The following is a 20,132-nucleotide window of genomic DNA, read 5'->3' on the forward strand; positions in this document are numbered from 1 at the left end:
TTTAATAACATATCGATAGCGTTTAATGGTCAATCTATAATCAAGTTACCTTAAATTACGGTAAATAAAAGAAAGGTGTGGTTTCTTGTGCTCGACTTTACATGGAAGGTTTTTAGTCAAACAGGGAACATTGAAACCTATTTATTATTAAAAGAACTTGAAACAAGTGATGATGAGCAAAACGTTAAAGAACACAAAGAGTATTTTGCTGAGATGGATTCACAGTTATAGCAGGAGAAAGGTGAACCGAATGTGTTACAAAAGGTAGAGGGGATTGTTATTCGAACAGGTAACTATGGGGAAACGCATAAAATAGTTACCTTGTTCACACGGGAAAGAGGCAAAATAGCAGTAATGGCAAAAGGGGCAAAAAAACCTAAAAGCAAAATGTCTGCCATTACCCAGCCATTTGTCCATGCAAGTTTCTTAATCCAAATTGGCTCTAATATGGGGACGTTATATCAAGGTGAGGTATTGCAATCATTACGGTCTATACGTGAAGATATTATAAAAGCTGCCTACGCTGCCTATATCTCAGAACTCACAGATAAATTAGTAGAAGAAAATCAACCCGACCCATTCTTGTATCAACAGCTACTTCAAACTATGGTTTGGATGACAGAAGATAAGGATTTAGATATCCTTCTGTATATGTACGAACTAAAGATGTACAAAAAAGGTGGGTTTGCTCCTGAGTTAAATCAATGTGTAAACTGCGGGCGCACGGAAGGTCCTTATACTTTTTCTGTTATGGAAGGTGGTCTTTTGTGCCGCTTTTGTAACCATATAGATAATGAATCCTTCACGTTACCTGATACCATCATTAAGCTATTGAGAATGTGTCTTTTAGTGGACGTAACAAGAATCGGGAATATATCTGTTAAAGATGAAAATAAACAACGTATCCGCGAAATATTAGACTTGTATTATGAACGATATGGTGGATATTTTTTGAAGTCAAAAAAATTTCTTAACCAATTGGATTGGTTAAAAGACTAATGTAAAAAACCTTTAAAACTCGCTCATTTATTCTTTAATGGCGAGTTTTTTCTTTTCAATTGAAAGCTTCTTTCTGTTGCATACACTTTCAAAGAACGGTGATATAGTATATAATATTTAAACTAGTATGTCACATATATGAGGGTGATAAAAGGTATGGATTTATCAGATCGGCAACATCAAATTGTTGAAATTGTAAAGGAAAATGGGCCTATTACTGGAGAAAACATTGCAGAACAGTTAAGCTTAACCCGGGCTACACTTCGTCCAGACTTGGCTATATTAACAATGGCAGGATATCTAGATGCAAGACCTAGAGTAGGCTATTTTTATACAGGAAAAACAGGTTCGGAACTCCTTACAGAAAAATTAAAAAAATTTAAGGTCCAGGAGTTTCAATCGATTCCTGTTGTTGTAAGCGAGGATGTATCAGTGTATGATGCTATTTGTACGATGTTTTTAGAGGATGTTGGTACTTTATTTGTTGTAAATGAAGGTGCCTATTTAGTCGGAGTTCTCTCACGGAAAGACTTGTTGAGAGCAAGTCTAGGGAATCAAGATTTACGAGAAATACCAGTTCATATCATCATGACAAGAATGCCGAATGTTACAATTTGCTATAAGGATGATCTTCTTCTTGAAGCAGGACAGATCCTAATTGAGAAACAAATTGATGCACTTCCAGTTGTGAAAGATAGCGAACAAGGCTATGAAGTAATCGGAAGGTTAACAAAGACAAATTTGACAAAAGCATTAGTGGAATTAGGAAGAGACCAAAGGGTATAAAGGTGAGTAGGAGGTACAGAGAGTATGGATAAACCAATTGTATATGTTGTATCTGATTCAGTAGGTGAAACGGCAGAGCTAGTAGTGAAAGCATCTATTAGTCAGTTTAACAATAGTAATTTTGAAATACGGCGTATACCTTATATTGAGGATACTGCTACACTAACAGAGGCTGTCCTTCAGGCAAAAGAACACAAAGCGTTAATTGGTTTTACACTAGTGAAACCAGAATTTAGAACATTTTTGCTTGAAGAAGCAAGAAATCATAACGTGCCGGCAATTGACATAATTGGACCTATAATTGATGAAATGGAAAATCTCTATGGAAAAAAACCACGTTTAGAGCCAGGCTTAGTACATAAATTGGACGAAGATTATTTTAAACGAGTCGAGGCGATAGAATTTGCTGTAAAATATGATGATGGACGGGACCCAAGAGGGATTCTTAAGGCAGACATTGTGTTAATTGGTGTGTCTAGAACCTCAAAGACTCCATTATCTCAGTATCTTGCTCACAAGCGGTTAAAGGTAGCGAATGTACCAATTGTACCGGAAGTGGATCCGCCAGAGGAATTATATAAAGTTAATCCAGAGAAGTGTATAGGTTTAAAAATAAGTGCTGAGAAATTAAATGATATTCGAAAAGAGCGGCTTAAAGCATTAGGCTTAGATGATCAAGCCACCTATGCAAACATGGAACGCATTAAGCAAGAGTTAAACCATTTTCAACAAGTAGTAGACAAGATTGATTGTGATGTCATCGATGTTTCAAATAAAGCTGTAGAAGAAACGGCTAATACAATCATGAATGTAATAAGACGTAAGGAACAATCATAGTATAGTCATTGTATTGATAGAACGAAGAACTAGCGTTAGCTTAGCGTCGTATTAATTTCCTGGACAAGAAAAAAGAAACATCCTAGATGAACTAAGGTATCTAGGATGTTTCTGCATTTATGTGATTACATGAGCATAACCAGTTAATTACTGACATAGAGCACTAATTCTTAATTTTATCTACGTGTTTCTATAAAATAACAGCTTTTTTTTGAAAAAAATCATAGCATTTACAAGTTTTTTGTATTATAATTATTTTTTGTGAAAAAATGTTTATAGTTCGTTTGTCATATCCTGTGGTTTACTTTTCTGAAAGTTTAAACTTATAGCGGAAGGAAGGAATTCAGGTAGTAATGTAGAATTAGAACTATAACATATCTCTAAATCCCACAAATAATGTCGAATTTACCTTAACTACTTAAGAATTAAATGATCTCTTATACAATTAATTTTTGAGAGAATACAATCTTTCAAATAGAGGGGTTTATGTAGTTATGTAATTAGGGAACATGATGTAAGAGCCTTTTCTATATTTCTGTTTAAGTATGTACGTTCTTTAAACTTTATGTAATACTAACAGACGGTCAACAATTTATTGAAAGAATCGAAAAATGTTGTCGAAATATGAAGGTATTGTGTCCTTGATATAGAATAAACAGTAAACACGGTGATAAGAATGTCAACTCGTATCCCAGACAGTATAGTGGAAGAGATCAGGAATGCCAATGACATTGCTGATGTTGTGGGTGAATATGTTCAGCTAACAAAAAAAAGCCGTAATTACTTTGGATTATGTCCTTTCCATAATGAAAAGACTCCTTCGTTTTCCGTTTCCCCAGACAAGCAGATTTTTCATTGCTTTGGATGCGGAAAGGGTGGGAATGTTTTTACCTTTATACGTGAAATGGAAGGGATATCATTTCAAGAGGCTGTACAACTGTTAGGAGAAAAGAGTGGTCATCAACTTCCAGAAGGTACTTCTGGTAACAATGATGCCTCACAATCTAATCCTGAACTACAGAATTTATATGAAGCTCATACTTGGTTAACTAAATTGTACCATCATTTGCTTCGACATACAAAAGAAGGAAAAGATGGGTATGAACTTTTGAAACAAAGAGGGTTAACCGATGAAACCATTGACGAATTTCAATTAGGATTTGCTCCTAATTCAAAAGATTTCACTAAAAAGTTTTTGGAGAATAAAGGATTTCACCCTCAATCAATGGTAAAGGGTGGATTATTATCTTACAACGAAAGTGGCCAGTATGGTGATCGTTTCCGAGGGAGAGTAATTTTTCCAATAAGAAACCATCAAGGAAAAACGGTGGCTTTTGCGGGGCGTAGTGTAAATGGAAATGACCCTAAATACTTAAATAGTCCTGAAACGGATCTTTTCCATAAGGGAAAAATTCTTTACAACTTCGACCTTGCGCGAGCTGAGATTAGAAAGCGTGGAGAAGTAGTCCTGTTTGAAGGGCAGATGGATGTTATATCAGCCTATCAAGCGGGTATTAAAAATGGTATTGCCACTTTAGGAACATCCATTACAGATGCACAAGCAAAATTAATTCGTAGGTATGTAGAGCGTGTTATCATTTGTTATGACTCAGATGATGCAGGCATCGAAGCATCCTACAAGGCTGCTAATGCATTGAAACAAGCTGGTTGCGAAGTCAGAGTAGCTACGGTAAGGGATGGTAAAGATCCTGATGAATATATACATCAATTTGGTAGTGAAAGCTTTCAACAGCAGGTGTTAGATGCTAGCGCTACGTACATGGGATTTATGATTCAATATCTAAAACGTGGTTATAACTTACAACATGAAGGAGATCGCATCACTTATATCGAAAAAGTGTTGGACGAGATTTCTAAAATGGATAAACCACTTGAACGTGATCATTATGTGCGAGAAGTAGCAGCTGATAATAACCTCTCTGTAGAAGTTTTAGAAAAAGAAATCATAGATCGAAGAAAAAAGCAAGGGTTAGATAAGGATAAGAACCAAACGAAAAGCTATACTAATTACCAGGAGCCTACGAATAAAGGGTCAAAGCTACTACCTGCCTTTCATAATGCTGAAAGACAGTTAATTCACTATATGATGCAGGATTTATCTGTAGCGGAGAAAGTTCAAGAGCAGTTAGGTGGAGCTTTTAACCTTCCAGAGCATCAAGTAATAGTAACGTATTTGTATGCTTTTTATGAAGAAGGGTATGCACCTAATTCCAGTCAATTTATTGAGCATATTCCAGACCCTAATGTAAAAAATCTTGTCTCAGAAATTGCAATGATGAAATTGCAACCTGAAATAAGCGATCCTGAGATCCAAGATTATATTCGAGTTATTCAAGCAAAGAAAAATGAACAAGAAAATATTGCATCACTACAAGCCAAGCAAAAAGAAGCAGAGAGGCAACAAGATCCTGTGCGAGCAGCGCAAATTGCAATGCAAATATTAGAATTAAAAAAAAGCTTAAAGTCTTAATAAAGACTTGAGATAGAAGGAAGTTTTGGAAGGAGGGGGACTCATGGCAGAGAAGCCATCTAACTCAAAATCAACTGAGAATGAGCTAACCCTAGAACAGGCAAAAGAACAGGTGCTTGAATTAGGGAAGAAACGTGGTATTTTAGCTTACGAAGAGGTAGCTGAACGTTTATCCGGTTTTGAGCTTGACTCAGAATCAATGGATGAATTTTATGAATATCTAAATGATCAAGGTGTAGAAGTCATTGGAGACTCTGAAGCAGACCCAAGTATGCAACAGCTAAATAAGGAAGAAGAATTTGATCTTAATGACTTAAGTGTTCCGCCAGGAGTAAAAATTAACGACCCTGTGCGCATGTATCTTAAGGAAATAGGTCGTGTAGATCTTCTTTCTGCCGAAGAAGAAATCAATTTGGCTCAACGTATTGAAAATGGAGACGAAGAAGCTAAACGTCGTCTCGCAGAAGCAAACTTACGTCTTGTAGTAAGTATAGCTAAACGTTACGTTGGAAGAGGAATGCTTTTCTTAGACCTTATTCAAGAAGGTAACATGGGACTGATTAAAGCCGTAGAAAAATTTGATTACCGTAAAGGGTACAAATTTAGTACCTATGCCACTTGGTGGATTCGTCAGGCCATTACACGTGCCATTGCAGACCAAGCTAGAACAATCCGGATCCCAGTGCATATGGTGGAAACAATCAATAAGTTAATACGAGTACAACGTCAGCTTCTTCAAGACCTTGGTCGTGAACCATCTCCTGAAGAAATTGCTGAAGACATGGAATTAACTCCGGATAAAGTAAGAGAGATTTTAAAGATTGCCCAAGAGCCAGTCTCCCTTGAAACACCAATTGGTGAAGAAGACGACTCTCATCTAGGCGACTTTATCGAAGACCAGGAAGCTACTTCTCCATCTGATCATGCTGCTTATGAGTTATTAAAAGAGCAACTTGAAGATGTGTTGGACACGTTAACAGACCGAGAAGAGAACGTTTTACGACTTCGTTTTGGACTAGACGATGGACGTACAAGAACATTAGAAGAAGTAGGTAAAGTATTTGGTGTGACTCGTGAACGTATTCGTCAAATTGAAGCGAAAGCACTTCGCAAGCTTCGTCACCCAAGTAGAAGCAAGCGTCTTAAAGACTTCTTAGAATAGTTATTGTCAGTCATTAAGCGTGAGAAGTTTTTACGCTTAATGACTGGTTATTTTTTTAGTTAAAGAAATGTGAGATGTTACTCGATCTACAGACATCTCCAGAGTTACTTTCTAGAGGCTTAAACAAAGCCTTTCTGTTATATATTTTACAATGCTGAGGCTTTGCTTAAGCCTCTAGGGAGTATTTTAGGAGCGCATTGAAATTTCTTTAGCGACACTATTCGAAATCCAATAAAACATAAATTTAAATGCTTTGATTTGGAGTGAAGTCGATGGGAAATGAGCGTAAAAAAGTAATAGTTGATGAAATTCAGTATTGGAGAGCCCATCAATTGCTCCCAAAAGAATATTGTGATTTTTTGTTAGCGCTTTATACAGAAGGAGAAGGTACTGTTAATAATGAATGGAAAGGTGCACCTCAGAAATTAACCTCTAATTTTTTTCAAGTTTTTCTCCTGCTGCTCTTGTTACCAATTTCATTTCTTGTGATATATTTTACTGAATTATCCATACCAATGCAACTTAGTATATTAATTATTTTGTTAGCCTTTTCCTATTGGAGTATTTTACGTTATAAAGAGAAAAATTCCATTAATATACATATCGCAATGATTGTTTTTTTGCTTATATTATTCTTAGTAACTGTTTATGCTACAAAAGAGTTGATTGGTTTGAACTGGCTTTTGCAATCTATGATATTATTTCATTGTGTATTATGGGGATTTATTGGAGTGAAGCGAAAGCTGTATTATCTTACAGCCTCAGGCATTATTGGATGTATCATCTGGTCAATTTACATCTTTTTTTAAGTTTTGACACGTTTTTCCCTTTTCTATCCTTGTTTTTTAAAGTAAAATATATATAGTTTGTCCTAGTGATAGAGAAAAAGGGGATTACATAAGGAGGAAATTAGCATGAAACGTAACCCAGTTATACCGTACGCACTTATAGCGGTATTAGGTATTACCCTTATGATTATTTTATCTTTTGTTGGTTTAAATCAAGTAGATAAGGTACAAGAAGGTCACGGAGAAGGTGGAGAACAACAGCAAGAAGAAGGTGGTGGAGAAGGTGAAGGTGGCGAATCATCTTCAGCTAACCCAGAACAAATCTTCAAGAATAACTGTGCTTCTTGCCATGGTAGTGACTTATCAGGTGGTGCAGGTCCAAATTTACAAAAAGTTGGTAGTAAATTAAACGTAGAAGATATCAAAGGTATCATTACAAATGGTAAAGGGTCCATGCCTCCAAATCTAATTCAAGGCGAAAAGAAAACTGCAGTTGCAAATTGGCTAGCAGAAAAGAAATAAAATGTACATGGAAAGCCTTCTGTTCAAAGGAAGGCTTTTCTTTATGCTCTGGCTACATGATATGTATCAACAACAATTAGCTTCAGCGATCAACCTTCGTTTTATTTTCCTATTAGTACGTTTTAATCTAAAATAGATAGTGTGAGAATGATAAAGTGGTGATAAAAATGAATAGTTTACAGTTGTCAAACCGATTACGTGTAGTTGCCTCCTATTTACCTGATCATGCAAGATTTGCTGATATAGGCTCTGATCATGCGTATTTACCCTGTTATGTTTGTCTGCAAAATCATACAGCTACTGCAATAGCTGGAGAGGTAAATGATGGTCCTTTTCAATCAGCAAAAAGCGAGGTCAGGAAACAAGGGTTACAAGACCGTATCGAAGTTCGAAAAGGGAATGGTCTAGATGTTATTGATGAAGGTGAAGTTTCCCAAATAACCATCGCAGGTATGGGAGCAAGTCTTATTGCTATGATCTTAAATGAGGGTCTATCAAAATTAAATCATGTGTCTAGATTAATTCTGCAACCGAATGTGAATGCTACCCTACTTAGAAAGTGGTTCATTGAGCATGACTATGAATTAACGGATGAACAAATCATAGAAGAAGAGGGACACTACTATGAAATTCTTGTGGCTGATAAGGGTATGCCTAGAAAACCATACACAGAGGATAATTTTGAAAAAGAGCTATACTTTGGCCCATTTTTAATGGAAGAATCCTCTAAAGTATTTCGTGAAAAGTGGTCTTCTGAAGCTGAAAATATTGAAAGAATCTTAAGTGAAATGAAGAAAGCATCACAACCAAATCATGATAAAATAGAGGATTTTACGCGTAAACTAAATTGGATGGAGGAGGTATTACATAATGAGTGATAATATTGCAACAGGACAACAGATTATTAAATGGTTTGAAGAATTTTCGCCTAAACATCTAGCTATGGAGAAAGATCCAATTGGTCTTCATGTGGGAACGTTAAACAAACCCGTCTCAAAAGTTATGGTAACACTCGATGTGTTAGAGAATGTAGTCGATGAAGCAATTGATAATGGTGTTGAGTTAATTATTGCTCACCATCCGTTATTATTTAAACCCCTTCAACAAATAAATCCTGACACAGAAAAAGGTCGTATCGTTCAAAAGTTAATGAAACATGATATCAGCGTTTATGCCGCTCATACCAACCTTGACGTTACAAAGGGTGGTGTTAACGATGCTATGTGTGAAGCATTGGGTCTCGAAGTCGAAGATGTATTGGTAGAGACTAAAAGAGAATCCTTATATAAGCTCGCAGTGTTTGTACCATCTACACACGAGAATCATTTAAGAGAAGCACTTGGTGATGCAGGAGCAGGCCATATAGGAGAATATAGTCATTGTACCTTTCATAGTTCGGGTATTGGGGCATTTAAACCTTCTGAGAACACCAATCCTTATATAGGTACTCAAGGAGAGTTAGAAAAAGTGGATGAAGTGAAAATGGAAACGATTGTTCCACAAAGTCTTCTGTCGAAAGTTCTTTCTGCTATGGAAGATGCTCATCCTTATGAAGAAGTGGCTTACGATCTAATTCCTCTTGAAAATAAAGGGGAAAAACAAGGAGCAGGGCGTGTTGCATCACTTAAGAATCCTATCAGTCTTAAGGATTTTGCTGAGCATGTTAAAACGTCATTTGATGTACCTGCATTACGTGTTGTAGGTGATTTATCTAAGACAATTAAAAAGGTAGCTGTCTTAGGAGGAGATGGAAATAAATTTATATCTCAAGCCAAACGATCTGGTGCCGACGTGTTTATTACTGGTGATTTATACTTTCATGTTGCCCATGACGCTCTAGGTATGGGGTTAAATGTTATTGACCCTGGTCATCACGTAGAAAAAGTAATGAAAAAAGTTGTTCATGATTACTTGCAAACTACTTTTGAAGAAAACAACATTCAAACGGATGTCATGATTTCAAAAGCGAATACAGAACCATTTCAGTTCTTATAAAGAAAAATCCTAGTACACGTGTACTAGGATTTTTGCTTAATCTTTTTATTTTTTCGTTTTTACTTTTGGCAGGATCTTACGTTGTTCTACTTTTGAAGTTCGATCCCACGTATTTTCGTCATTACTATCATAATTTTCGATGAAACGAATAACTTCTTTGACAAGTGGGGTAGGTGTGGAGGCACCAGCTGTAATAGCCACTTTCTCTACATTTTCTAACCACTCATATTCGATTTCGCTTACATCAGCTATACGATAGGCTTTTGTACCGGCTTTTTCTTCAGAAACCTGTTGTAAGCGGCAAGAATTGTTGCTTCGTGGGTCACCTACCACAAGGGTTAAGTCAGCATCTCCAGCTTGTTCAGCAACTGCTTCTTGACGTACTTGGGTCGCCATACAAATTTCTTGATGAATTTCAGTTTGAGGATATTTCTCTTTCACTTTTTCCATTACATCATAAACATCCCATTGACTCATAGTCGTTTGGTTGGTGACCATGATTTTGTCAGATGTAAGATTCAAATCTTTTATATCTTCTTCATATTGGATTAAGTGTACATGATCAGGGGCAACTCCCAATGCACCTTCAGGCTCAGGATGCCCTTTTTTACCAATATATACGATTTCATAGCCTTTTCCAGTCATTTCACGAATTAAATCATGGGTTCTTGTAACATCAGGACAAGTTGCATCTAAAACAGTAAGTCCTTTTTCTTCAGCGCGCTGTTTCACCTCTGGTGATACTCCGTGAGCAGTGAAAATTACAGTACCTTCATGAATATCTTCCAGTAGCTGTGAGCGGTCTTTACCATCTAAGGTAACAACACCTTCGCTTTCAAATGCTTCTGTTACATGGCGATTATGAACAATCATCCCTAAAATGTATAAAGGACGAGGTAAATTCGGATCTTTGGAGGCGTTTCGTGCAATTACCATTGCGTCGACAACTCCATAACAATAACCTCTAGGAGCAATTTTAATTACTTCCATTCTACGGTCCCCCTCTAACTCCTCGAGAGTAAAAAAGTTTCAAGTTTCTCTAACCCATTATAAAGGGAAAATGCTAATTATACAAAACAAGTCGGTTTAAAAACTAAGGAAAGATGGATTAATTGATAGAACTCTACTATAATAAATAAGCAATAGTTGTACGTAAAGGAGAAATATAATGACTGATCAAACATTTAAATCATACGCATTGACGCCGATGATGAATGATATTATAGGAAGATTGGGCTTTCATGAACCTACGCCCATTCAATCGAAAGTTGTACCATCCGTTTTGAGAGGCGAGAGTTTAATTGGGCAATCTCACACGGGCTCAGGTAAAACTCATTCCTATTTAATTCCACTAATCGACAAGATTGATGAAACAAAACAAGAAGTACAAGTCATCATTACAGCACCAACAAGAGAGCTGGCTACACAAATTTACGATGAAGTACGTAAAATGATTCAACACGCAGACAAACAAGAAACCTGGAAAGCCAAGTTGTTTATTGGTGGAACAGATAAGCAAAAAACTATGGAAAACCTTAAAGAGCAACCGCAAATTGTAGTAGGTACTCCAGGACGAATTCTTGATCTAGTTCAAGAAAACGCCTTAGATCCATACACGGCTAAATCCTTTGTTGTGGATGAAGCAGACCTTATGCTTGATTTAGGTTTTATTGAAGAAGTGGATCAAATTTTAGTACGTATGGATGAAGAAGTTCAATTACTCGTTTTCTCTGCTACTATTCCTGAAAAGCTAAGACCATTCTTGAAAAAATATTTAGAGAATCCTGAATTCATCGTAGCAGATGAAAACAAGCCATCACCTGAAAAAATGGAACACCGTCTTATTCCATTACGTCATCGCGATAAATCCGACATGATTATTAATATTTCTAAGCTTATTCAACCGTATCTAGCAATTATTTTTGCGAATCGTAAAGAAAGAGCAGACGAATTGTATAAAGAATTGAACGACAAAGGGTTGGAAACGGGATTATTGCATGGTGGCCTCTCTCCTCGTGAACGCAAGAGAATGGTAAAGGATATAAAAAATCTACGTTTCCAATATATTGTGGCTACAGACTTGGCTGCCAGAGGTATTGATATTCAAGGTGTAAGTCACGTTATTAATGCAGACCTACCAAAAGAAGAGGAGTTTTATATCCACAGGGTAGGTCGAACAGCTCGAGCTGGTTTAGAAGGTACAGCAATAAACCTATATACAGCAGAAGATGAGCAACTAATTAGCAAGCTTGAAAAAAGAGGATTAACCTTTGATCGATATGATATCAAAAAAGGCGATTGGGAGCATCTAAAAGATTGGAATGAGCGCTCAACTCGAAAGCATCAAGAAAGTGAAGCAGACCGTGAAGCATGGAAGCGAGTACGAAAGCCTAAAAAAGTGAAGCCAGGTTATAAGAAAAAAATGAAAAAGCAACAAGATGATATCAAGAAGAAGATGAATCGAAATAATAAAGGTAAGCGATAAACTCTTTAAAATAAACCCTCACTACTGAAAAGTAGTGAGGGTTTCATCATTTCTATTATTATTTTGTGAAAATTTTTCGAGATAAGTTTAGTATCTTAAGAAAAAAGGTAAGGTACAAAAGTATCAGTTGTCCAACATTAAGATTTTGTAGCTTGAAGCAAATTTGGACGCCAGTCTGAGAAGGTTTGGTTTCTTAAGTCATCAATTTCATATTGATATGGAGGCTTTTTGTTTTTCTTATCTTCCCCTACATAAGGAGTTTCGAGAATCTTTGGGATATTCGAAAGCTTTGGATGATGAACAATATAAGATAATGCCTTAAAACCAATATACCCATATCCAATGTTTTCATGTCGGTCTTTTCTAGCACCGCATTCATTTTTACTGTCATTAATGTGCAATACTTTTAATCGATCTAGGCCAATTGTTTTGTCGAAGTGCTCTAATACACCATCAAAATCATTAACTATGTCATATCCTGCATCATGAACGTGGCATGTATCAAGGCAAACAGAAAGCTTGTCGCTCTGTTCTACACCTTCTATGATGGTAGCAATCTCTTCAAAGGTTTTGCCTAGTTCACTACCTTTGCCTGCCATTGTCTCAAGCGCTATCTGGCAATTGGTGTCTGGTTTATTTGCAAATACTTCATTAAGGCCTTCGATGATTTTGTTCAAACCAATTTCTTCACCCTGACTTACATGGGAACCTGGGTGTAATACGATTTGATTTGCTTTTTGTAATGCTTCAACTCGTTCTATTTCATTTGATAAAAAATCCACACCTAACTCAAATACATGAGGTTTTACCGTATTCCCTATATTAATAATATAGGCAGAATGTACAATGATCTCCTCAATATCATGCTTGTCCATATGCTCAATTCCAGCTTCTATATTGAGGTCTTCAATTGCTTTTCGACGAGTGTTTTGAGGTGCGCCTGTATATATCATAAACGTGTTAGCGCCATAAGAAACGGCCTCTTCACTTGCACCTTTTAACATGTTTTTACCACTCATGGATACGTGAGATCCTAATGTAATCATATCGTTCAACTCCTTTGCATGAATCAATTCAACATGGTTGAACTGCTCTCCATACTATAAATAAATTCATGCAAATGGTCAACTGAGACCAAATGAAAAACGCCCTGCAGAAGGACGTTTAAGATTTTTAGAACCAATGAGATAACCCATTGTCTTTAATCATTTGTTGAAAGATGCGATTTACTTTCTGTGCTGTTTGAGGGTCGGTGATTTGAGCAAGTTTTTTTAAAGCTTTTATCCGATCTTTTTCATCTAACGGATTTAAATCTGTCTTTTTTAAGTAGTAAACTATACTAGTAGCCTGTTCTTTTGTTAGATAAATTTGGTATTCCTGACCATAAGCAATTAACGCATTAGGTGTTAAACTCTTAAGCTTTTGGTGAACTACTTGTTTAATCATATTCTTCAAATTCATTCGCCTCATTTCTAAGATACTCTTTATAAGCAATCCTATGATGGGTCTAGGCTGGATGTGCATGTTAGATAAACAGTAAGATCTGTTTATGAAGGATTGGGGAAACATTGAGAGTTATATTAAGAAAGGAGGACGATACGCCATGCAACGTATTAAGTCTTATTCGCAATTATTACTTTTGTTTTTATTCATAACGATAAGTTTTATGTTAATGTTACATTTTTATGGTGAGAAAACAGAAACATTACAGGAAAAAAATGAGCAACTTAGAGAGAAGAATGAGGAATTAAAGTCTGAAAATGATTATATGGCAAATATGGAGACAAGTTTTAAAGAAAAAAATGGGTATCATATTTGGCCTGAGAGGGATAAAGTAGCACAAAAGATGGTTAAAGAAAGTGAAGGACGATTTAAAAAGACCTGGGCTCTGTATTTGGTTCGCGAGGCTAAACGATATGAGATTGATCCATACTTAGCTTATGAGCTACTTAAAGTGGAAACAGGCGGTAAATTTGACCCCACCCTAGTTGGTCCAGAAACGAAATATGGCAGAGCTTATGGCATGTCTCAGTTTATGAAGAACACAGCACCTTGGATTGCTGATATGGGAGGTTTACCATATGAAGAAGAACTTCTATTCGACCCTTATTACTCCATGCAATTATCTTTAATTTATTTAGATTTTCTTCACAATGAATACGGTAACTGGAATGAAGCATTAACTGCTTACCATAGAGGTATGAGTGGAATGGAAACCTACAAAGACGAAAATGGACATGCCAAAAGTTGGTATGCGGAAGAAATACAGGAAAAAGCAAAATCTCACGAAGCACTAGCCTTCGCAGAATAAAAAAACTAGCTCACCTTAATAATAAGGTGAGCTAGTTTTTTGTTTTGTTAAATATTCCAAAATCGCCCCATTATATTGGAGACTTGGATTCGAGATAATCATTGTATAAAGAGTGGGTCCGATACTCGGAAAAACGAAAGGGGGTTACGGCTCACCAACTCGCTTTCCTGCGGGCGAGCTGGTGAGCCTTCTCACTCACTTCGCTCCCTCCGGGGTCTCACCAACCTCTTTCTCCCGCGGGAGTCTCGCAGTTAACCCTTCACCCCATCAGGGTAATGACTATCGGACCCCCGGTTAAATGTAGTCTCCTCCGAACCGAAAAGCTTTTATTTTCAGTGGAAACCTTCTTATGTTACCTCTTGGAGTAATAATATTTTGCATATATCTTACTGTATATGGAAGGGATTCTGATTTAGTACTAATAGTGAGTTTTTCTGAATTACCATTTTGTTATGACTACATTTTGATACTAGAACTTATTAGTTTGGAGAGCATAATCCAGAAGATATGACTCAAATCTGGCCATGTTTCCGTTCCTCTTAACAATAGCAAAGGTGGCCTGGGAACGACGAGACTCCCGCCGGAGAAAGAGGTAGGCAAGATCCCCTGAGGGCGTTCTTCCCGAAGGTAGCTTGCCAGCTCGCCGGCAGGACGCGAGTTGTTCCAAGGCCACCTTTATTCCAATTTAAAGCTAAGGAAACATTCCTCTTCTTATGCCAGTGAATTACTCAGAAATCCAAATTATCTCGAATCCAAGTCTTCAAGATTATGCCTCTTATCTTGAATAACTTTTCTTATTCACTTCTTGAACATATTCCCTTTATAAATAACGCGTTATTTAATAACTGTTAGCAGTCCTCTTGGCTAAATGTACCACGTTAAACTTTGAGGTTTTACCATAAACTAAGCATGCACCTCTAAAGAAAGCGAGGGACAATTTCATGGATGAAAAGAATGAGAATAACCTTGAGGAAAAGGTTGAAGAAGCTCCGCATTATGGGAACGAAAAAGAAAGTGAATTCAAAGAAATCGAAAACCATGATCAGGATGAACGTGTAATAGGGGAAGAAGACACGTTAGCGAATAGTCCAAGCGTTTATCCAGGTACAGATGATGTGGAATTCGCACAAGAAGCTGCGATTGATGAGAACAGTGTGCGAGATCCAATTAAATCTGATGAAAAGGAAACAGATATGGAAAGTGACGTCCAAGCAGGTTTTGGCTGGTTGGCTGTGATTCTTTCTGTACTATCCTTCTTTATATTACCAGTAATCATGGGTGCTGCTGGGATCATTGTTGGTTTTATAGCTAGGCGAAGAGGTGCTGACACATTAGGGAATACAGCAATAATTGCTGGTGCCATTTCTATTGTGTTAACTCTGTTTTTAGCTCCTTTCTAATATAAAAAAAGCAGCTCTTAGTGAGCTGCTTTTTCCATTTATCCCTTTTGTGCTAAATATTCTTCAGCAATCTTGTCTACTTCTTTCTTCAGTTCTTCTACCATTGTTTCCTCAGGAACCTTACGAATGATTTCTCCGTGTCTGAATAGGAGGCCTTCACCACGTGCTCCGGCAATACCAATATCAGCTTCACGGGCTTCACCTGGTCCGTTAACAGCACAACCTAACACTGCGACTTTTATCGGTGCTTTAATGTTTTGAATATATTCTTCAACTTCATTTGCAATTGAAATTAAATCAATCTCAATACGACCGCATGTTGGGCAAGAAATAAGTGTTGCAGCATTGTCGGCTAAGCCAAATGTTTTGAGCAGTTCACGACCAACTTTGACTTCTTCTACAGGATCTGCACTTAATGAAATTCGAAGGGTACTTCCGATTCCCTTGCTTAGGATAGCACCTAAGCCTGCAGCACTTTTTACAGTACCTGCAAATTGAGTTCCTGCTTCTGTAATACCTAAGTGTAACGGATATGAGATATGCTCAGCAGCCTTTTCGTATGCTTCAATAGCTAGGTTAACATCGGAAGCTTTTAATGAAACGATGATATCATGGAAATCAAGTTCCTCTAAAATTTGGATATGATGAAGAGCACTTTCTACCATGGCATCGGCTGTAGGGTAACCATATTTTTCAAGGAGATGACGCTCTAAGGATCCAGCATTTACTCCTATGCGAATAGGGATTCCCTTTTCTTTTGCAGCATTTACAACAGCTTCAACCTTACGTCGTTTACCGATATTTCCTGGATTGATACGAATCTTGTCAGCTCCGCCTTCAATTGCTTTTAACGCCATTTTATAATCAAAATGTATATCGACAACAAGTGGGATATTAATTTGTCTTTTTATGTCTGCAATTGCGTCAGCAGCACGTTCATCTGGGCATGCCACTCGAACGATTTGACAACCAGCCTCTTCTAGACGATGAATTTCTTTTACAGTTGCTTCAACGTCATGTGTTTTAGTTGTTGTCATGGACTGGACGACAACTTTATTACTACCACCAATTACGAGGTCTCCAACACGTACTGGACGTGTGTCTTTACGATTTGTAATAGTCATATAATCGCTCCTTTAACGATTGCGATATTTCAAAGCCAATAAAACTTACCATAATCATTATAAAGGCATTGAAATGAAATATGAAGTAACGAGCATTATTTTTACATATCATTTTCATTTTGTCTATAGACTGGAAAATAATATGGTTCATTTGTTTCGATTTGATGAGGGTTGGTATTAGGGTTTAAATTTTCGAAATCTTTGAGCATTTGTTGAATAGTAACAGGAGTCCCTTGTTTATTTAATCTTTCAATTATAGAGAGTACTGTTTCGCCGGCCTTTACGTTATACTTAATCGTTTCAAACCGTTTGTTTGGTTGATGAGGCTGTGTGTCTATTTTAGTAGTAGCTTTAGCTGTTGTAGAAGTTTGTGTTGATTGATCAGGCTTTGATTCATCCTCATTAGCTGAAGTAGGGAAAGTACCTGTTGTTAAATCTTTTGTTATACTTACAATGAAGAGAAAAACTAAGGTGACAACTAATAACTTTTTTATCAATCGACTCATAACCCTTCTCCTTTAATGTTAATTTCATTTATAATTAATTCTATAAAAAACATAAAATTCTTTCTTTTTTGAAACAATTTACAAAATAAATCGTAAATATGTATAAAAGTGAGGTGTTTACAATGTTTGCTATAGATGCAGCGTGGATTGCTTTACTCATAACCGGGTTTGGAACGATGTTCTTGTTTGGAGAATTGTTTGTCAATATGAAGGGGATATTTGGCGTCCTGGGTTTAGCGTTTATTACATTTTACTTTATGTCGTATCTATCGACGACGATGTTCTTTATCATGATTATTGTATATTTAGTTAGCTTACTTCTTATTATCATAGATGGAAAATTATTAAATGATGGCACTTTATCTACCATTGGGGGCATAAGTATGCTTTTTACTGTAGGTATGAGTGCACCTGATTGGGTAACGGGGATGTATGGAGTAAGTGGTGTCTTATTAGGCGCATTTGGGTCACTGCTGTTTCTAAAGGTATTTCCTAAACGTAAAATGTGGTCAAAGATTGCTTTATTAGATCAGTTAACTTCAGAACAAGGGTATAATTCGATGAATGAATCATATCAACATTTAATTGGAAAAGAAGGGGAGACATTAACAGATCTTAGACCAGTGGGAACGATAAAAGTAAATAGTGATGAATATAGCGCTGTATCAAATGGTCACTGGATTCAAAAAGGGGAAGCCATCCGTGTTGAAAATGTAGATGGGACAAAAATCCTGGTGAAAAAGATCGAAGTTTAATGAAATTTAAGGGTTTATTTACACCTCATTAACAAATGATTGTCATACTCAACTATGGAGCAAGACTAATCATATATAATGGGGTGTTCGTTTTGAAATCACCTAAGCTATTGAAAAAGCTTTTATCAAAGGTGCAAAGTCTACCAGCTGTCTTCAAGAATAATGGGAAATTAATGAATTCCGTCAAAAATAGTACTAAAAAAAGAAAAGCAAATAATAGGCCAACTAGCTCCAAAAACAATTCTGAGAAAAAAAGAAAAAGTCTTGGACTGTCTTTTCAGGCAAGGTTATCTATTCTGATAGGGATTTTATTCCTAGCTTCCATTACAACAGTAGGGTGGTTGTCTTATTCAAAAGCTAAAGAGAGTCAAATGGACCTGGTTCAAGACCGACTTGAACGAGAAATATTTGTAATGAAAGATATTGCAGAACGTATGATGTTTGCATTCGTAGGGGACAAAGATTCTTTTGATGAGCAAATAAAAGAAGTTGTGAACTCTCAAGAAGCTGAAATGAATTATGACGGTTTTTCAGCTAATGTCTTTTTACTTCAGGAAGAACAGATGAAAACATTCCCTGATAAAACACAACCTGAGGCAACATTTAATAGTGCTATTACCAATCAAATAAAAAAAGAAGAAGATGGTTCAATGATTGGTACTTGGAAAGGTGAAGACTACTTATTTTCTTATGCTTCAATACAAGAACTAAAGGGAATTTATGTAATAGGTGTCCCAGCTAAACAGTTCATGAGTTCTGCAAACCAATTGGCTAAATATTCATTAACAGTAGGAATTATTAGTTTTGTATTAATCATTGCGATCATTTTTATTTTCATTCGGAGAATGTTCAAACCATTAACAAATCTACAACATATAATGAGAAATGCACGGGATGGTGATTTCCAGGATTCTTCAGGTATTAAAACTTCCATTCCAGAAATACAATCCTTGGCGGATAGTTACCAAGAGCTGATTGATCAAATCGTACATATGTTATCCAATATAAAGGTTGCGGCCAATCAATTATCTTCTACTAGCGATGAGTTAGCTGTTTCTTCAGACAAACTAGGGGACTCCCAAACGGATATGAAGCAGGAACTGCAGGGAGTTATTAGAGGCACAGAGGAAACAGAAGGTACATTTAATGAGCAAATGAATGTATTTGAAGAATTAAAATATTTTTTACAGAGATTAACTGATTCTTATAATGAAATGTACAGTAGGCAAGATGATATGAACCACTCTATTGATGAAGGTAATGAAAGTGTTTCTTCCATTATGAATGCATTAGAAACCTACCACCAAGGCTTCAAAGATATGACTACAAAGATAGAGGAATTTGAAAAACATACGGTGAATATTGACCATGCTGGGAAGATGATTCAGGATATTGCTGAAAGGACTAAACTTCTAGCCTTAAATGCTACTATTGAAGCTGCCAGAGCAGGTGAGCATGGTAAAGGTTTTGCAGTTGTAGCAAGTGAAGTTCGCAAACTAGCCGAAAACTCTAGAGAGGCAGCACTTGATATAGACGAAAAAATGAAACAAACATTAGATATTAGTCATTATCTTTCACAAGAATTCCACCAAATGTATAGTCAGTTAACCAATCATTTAGATCATGCCCAGTCATCTAAGTCGTCTTTTGATAATTTATCACAGCATATTTATGCATTTAATGAAATTTTAAACCAATCAAAAGAAGAAGTGTCAAAAGCAGGTGACATGATTCCGAAAATGGAAAACGCATTTAATGAATTCCATGAAGTTACTCAAAAAACGCTCTCCTCGGCAAAACAATTGTTTGAAACTGCACAAATGCAAGATATGCAGATGGAGGAAACGGGTGAGGTAAGAAACCAACTTGTGGCCCTTTCACAAGAGCTTACAACATTAACTGATAATGAAAGAGCTATATAGAAAAGAGACTGGGACAAAACTAGTCTCAGATAATTAAAAAGGTTCCAAT

At 36.5% G+C, this 20,132-nt stretch carries 20 protein-coding genes; 15 read left to right on the forward strand and 5 right to left on the reverse strand.

From position 1 onward, the window contains the following. Positions 1-87: 87 nt before the first annotated feature. The 10 genes from N782_RS21005 to N782_RS08165 all read left to right on the forward strand — a co-directional run bounded on the left by N782_RS21005 (position 88) and on the right by N782_RS08165 (position 9,580). Positions 88-231 (forward strand): YqzL family protein, encoded by a 144-nt coding sequence (locus N782_RS21005; RefSeq protein WP_084103019.1) that lies wholly within the window; start codon positions 88-90, stop codon positions 229-231. 21 nt (positions 232-252) lie between these two features. Continuing rightward, on the forward strand, positions 253-999 hold the full coding sequence (gene recO, locus N782_RS08125) for a DNA repair protein RecO (protein ID WP_036818318.1): 747 nt from the start codon (positions 253-255) through the stop codon (positions 997-999). Positions 1,000-1,155: 156 nt separating this feature from the next. Next, positions 1,156-1,785 (forward strand): transcriptional regulator CcpN, encoded by a 630-nt coding sequence (gene ccpN, locus N782_RS08130; protein WP_036818319.1) that lies wholly within the window; start codon positions 1,156-1,158, stop codon positions 1,783-1,785. 24 nt (positions 1,786-1,809) lie between these two features. Next, positions 1,810-2,622 (forward strand): pyruvate, water dikinase regulatory protein, encoded by an 813-nt coding sequence (locus N782_RS08135; protein ID WP_036818320.1) that lies wholly within the window; start codon positions 1,810-1,812, stop codon positions 2,620-2,622. Positions 2,623-3,298: 676 nt separating this feature from the next. Next, positions 3,299-5,113 (forward strand): DNA primase, encoded by a 1,815-nt coding sequence (gene dnaG, locus N782_RS08140; protein WP_036818323.1) that lies wholly within the window; start codon positions 3,299-3,301, stop codon positions 5,111-5,113. A 43-nt stretch (positions 5,114-5,156) separates the two neighbouring features. Then, positions 5,157-6,275, forward strand: a complete 1,119-nt coding sequence (rpoD, locus tag N782_RS08145; protein ID WP_036818326.1) for an RNA polymerase sigma factor RpoD — start codon at positions 5,157-5,159, stop codon at positions 6,273-6,275. 272 nt (positions 6,276-6,547) lie between these two features. After that, positions 6,548-7,084 (forward strand): hypothetical protein, encoded by a 537-nt coding sequence (locus N782_RS08150; protein WP_036818329.1) that lies wholly within the window; start codon positions 6,548-6,550, stop codon positions 7,082-7,084. A 105-nt stretch (positions 7,085-7,189) separates the two neighbouring features. After that, positions 7,190-7,585 carry a cytochrome c550 gene (cccA, locus tag N782_RS08155; protein ID WP_036818331.1) on the forward strand — a complete coding sequence of 132 codons (396 nt, stop codon included), beginning with the start codon at positions 7,190-7,192 and terminating at the stop codon, positions 7,583-7,585. A gap of 167 nt (positions 7,586-7,752) precedes the next feature. Continuing rightward, complete coding sequence (locus N782_RS08160; protein ID WP_036818333.1) at positions 7,753-8,463, forward strand: tRNA (adenine(22)-N(1))-methyltransferase; 711 nt, start codon at positions 7,753-7,755, stop codon at positions 8,461-8,463. Beyond that, on the forward strand, positions 8,456-9,580 hold the full coding sequence (locus tag N782_RS08165) for a Nif3-like dinuclear metal center hexameric protein (RefSeq protein WP_036818335.1): 1,125 nt from the start codon (positions 8,456-8,458) through the stop codon (positions 9,578-9,580). Before N782_RS08160 ends, N782_RS08165 begins: the two co-directional genes overlap by 8 nt. 45 nt (positions 9,581-9,625) lie before the next feature. Here the strand turns inward: N782_RS08165 and N782_RS08170 are convergent, their stop codons facing one another. After that, positions 9,626-10,570: a 4-hydroxy-3-methylbut-2-enyl diphosphate reductase gene (locus tag N782_RS08170; RefSeq protein ID WP_036818337.1), complete on the reverse strand. Its 945-nt coding sequence runs from the start codon at positions 10,568-10,570 to the stop codon at positions 9,626-9,628. A 178-nt stretch (positions 10,571-10,748) separates the two neighbouring features. Between N782_RS08170 and N782_RS08175 the strand changes: the two genes are divergently transcribed. Beyond that, complete coding sequence (locus N782_RS08175; protein WP_036818339.1) at positions 10,749-12,065, forward strand: DEAD/DEAH box helicase; 1,317 nt, start codon at positions 10,749-10,751, stop codon at positions 12,063-12,065. Positions 12,066-12,202: 137 nt separating this feature from the next. On the opposite strand, the gene N782_RS08180 is transcribed toward N782_RS08175, so the two are convergent. After that, positions 12,203-13,111, reverse strand: coding sequence for a deoxyribonuclease IV (locus N782_RS08180; protein WP_036818341.1), 909 nt, complete (start codon positions 13,109-13,111; stop codon positions 12,203-12,205). 127 nt (positions 13,112-13,238) lie between these two features. Then, entirely contained in the window at positions 13,239-13,511 is a 273-nt protein-coding gene (locus tag N782_RS08185) for a DUF2624 domain-containing protein (protein WP_237582625.1), read from the reverse strand. A gap of 157 nt (positions 13,512-13,668) precedes the next feature. On the opposite strand from N782_RS08185, the gene N782_RS08190 reads away from it, so the two are divergent. Beyond that, entirely contained in the window at positions 13,669-14,376 is a 708-nt protein-coding gene (locus N782_RS08190) for a lytic transglycosylase domain-containing protein (protein WP_036818343.1), read from the forward strand. 941 nt (positions 14,377-15,317) lie between these two features. After that, entirely contained in the window at positions 15,318-15,776 is a 459-nt protein-coding gene (locus N782_RS08195) for a DUF4190 domain-containing protein (protein WP_237582623.1), read from the forward strand. 38 nt (positions 15,777-15,814) lie between these two features. On the opposite strand, the gene ispG is transcribed toward N782_RS08195, so the two are convergent. Both ispG and N782_RS20665 read right to left on the reverse strand, forming a co-directional pair. Then, positions 15,815-16,900, reverse strand: coding sequence for a flavodoxin-dependent (E)-4-hydroxy-3-methylbut-2-enyl-diphosphate synthase (ispG, locus tag N782_RS08200; protein WP_036818345.1), 1,086 nt, complete (start codon positions 16,898-16,900; stop codon positions 15,815-15,817). A 101-nt stretch (positions 16,901-17,001) separates the two neighbouring features. Continuing rightward, on the reverse strand, positions 17,002-17,406 hold the full coding sequence (locus tag N782_RS20665; protein WP_052111241.1) for a hypothetical protein: 405 nt from the start codon (positions 17,404-17,406) through the stop codon (positions 17,002-17,004). Positions 17,407-17,528: 122 nt separating this feature from the next. Here N782_RS20665 and N782_RS08210 point away from each other — a divergent pair, with 122 nt between their 5' ends. Together N782_RS08210 and N782_RS08215 are read left to right on the forward strand one after the other, a co-directional pair. Further along, positions 17,529-18,161, forward strand: coding sequence for an NfeD family protein (locus N782_RS08210; RefSeq protein ID WP_036818347.1), 633 nt, complete (start codon positions 17,529-17,531; stop codon positions 18,159-18,161). 92 nt (positions 18,162-18,253) lie between these two features. Continuing rightward, positions 18,254-20,083 carry a methyl-accepting chemotaxis protein gene (locus N782_RS08215; protein ID WP_036818350.1) on the forward strand — a complete coding sequence of 610 codons (1,830 nt, stop codon included), beginning with the start codon at positions 18,254-18,256 and terminating at the stop codon, positions 20,081-20,083. Positions 20,084-20,132: the final 49 nt, after the last annotated feature.

Origin of the sequence: Pontibacillus yanchengensis Y32, from assembly GCF_000770635.1 — a bacterium.
Taxonomy (GTDB): Bacteria; Bacillota; Bacilli; order Bacillales; family BH030062; genus Pontibacillus; species Pontibacillus yanchengensis.

Excerpts from the sequence above, each read along its gene's own strand:
- ccpN (WP_036818319.1), top strand. The coding sequence starts at position 1,156 with ATGGATTTATCAGATCGGCAACATCAAATTGTTGAAATTGTAAAGGAA.
- N782_RS08135 (WP_036818320.1), top strand. The coding sequence starts at position 1,810 with ATGGATAAACCAATTGTATATGTTGTATCTGATTCAGTAGGTGAAACG.
- dnaG (WP_036818323.1), top strand. The coding sequence starts at position 3,299 with ATGTCAACTCGTATCCCAGACAGTATAGTGGAAGAGATCAGGAATGCC.
- rpoD (WP_036818326.1), top strand. The coding sequence starts at position 5,157 with ATGGCAGAGAAGCCATCTAACTCAAAATCAACTGAGAATGAGCTAACC.
- N782_RS08150 (WP_036818329.1), top strand. The coding sequence starts at position 6,548 with ATGGGAAATGAGCGTAAAAAAGTAATAGTTGATGAAATTCAGTATTGG.
- cccA (WP_036818331.1), top strand. The coding sequence starts at position 7,190 with ATGAAACGTAACCCAGTTATACCGTACGCACTTATAGCGGTATTAGGT.
- N782_RS08160 (WP_036818333.1), top strand. The coding sequence starts at position 7,753 with ATGAATAGTTTACAGTTGTCAAACCGATTACGTGTAGTTGCCTCCTAT.
- N782_RS08165 (WP_036818335.1), top strand. The coding sequence starts at position 8,456 with ATGAGTGATAATATTGCAACAGGACAACAGATTATTAAATGGTTTGAA.
- N782_RS08170 (WP_036818337.1), bottom strand. The coding sequence starts at position 10,570 with ATGGAAGTAATTAAAATTGCTCCTAGAGGTTATTGTTATGGAGTTGTC.
- N782_RS08175 (WP_036818339.1), top strand. The coding sequence starts at position 10,749 with ATGACTGATCAAACATTTAAATCATACGCATTGACGCCGATGATGAAT.
- N782_RS08180 (WP_036818341.1), bottom strand. The coding sequence starts at position 13,111 with ATGATTACATTAGGATCTCACGTATCCATGAGTGGTAAAAACATGTTA.
- N782_RS08185 (WP_237582625.1), bottom strand. The coding sequence starts at position 13,511 with ATGATTAAACAAGTAGTTCACCAAAAGCTTAAGAGTTTAACACCTAAT.
- N782_RS08190 (WP_036818343.1), top strand. The coding sequence starts at position 13,669 with ATGCAACGTATTAAGTCTTATTCGCAATTATTACTTTTGTTTTTATTC.
- N782_RS08195 (WP_237582623.1), top strand. The coding sequence starts at position 15,318 with ATGGATGAAAAGAATGAGAATAACCTTGAGGAAAAGGTTGAAGAAGCT.
- ispG (WP_036818345.1), bottom strand. The coding sequence starts at position 16,900 with ATGACTATTACAAATCGTAAAGACACACGTCCAGTACGTGTTGGAGAC.
- N782_RS20665 (WP_052111241.1), bottom strand. The coding sequence starts at position 17,406 with ATGAGTCGATTGATAAAAAAGTTATTAGTTGTCACCTTAGTTTTTCTC.
- N782_RS08210 (WP_036818347.1), top strand. The coding sequence starts at position 17,529 with ATGTTTGCTATAGATGCAGCGTGGATTGCTTTACTCATAACCGGGTTT.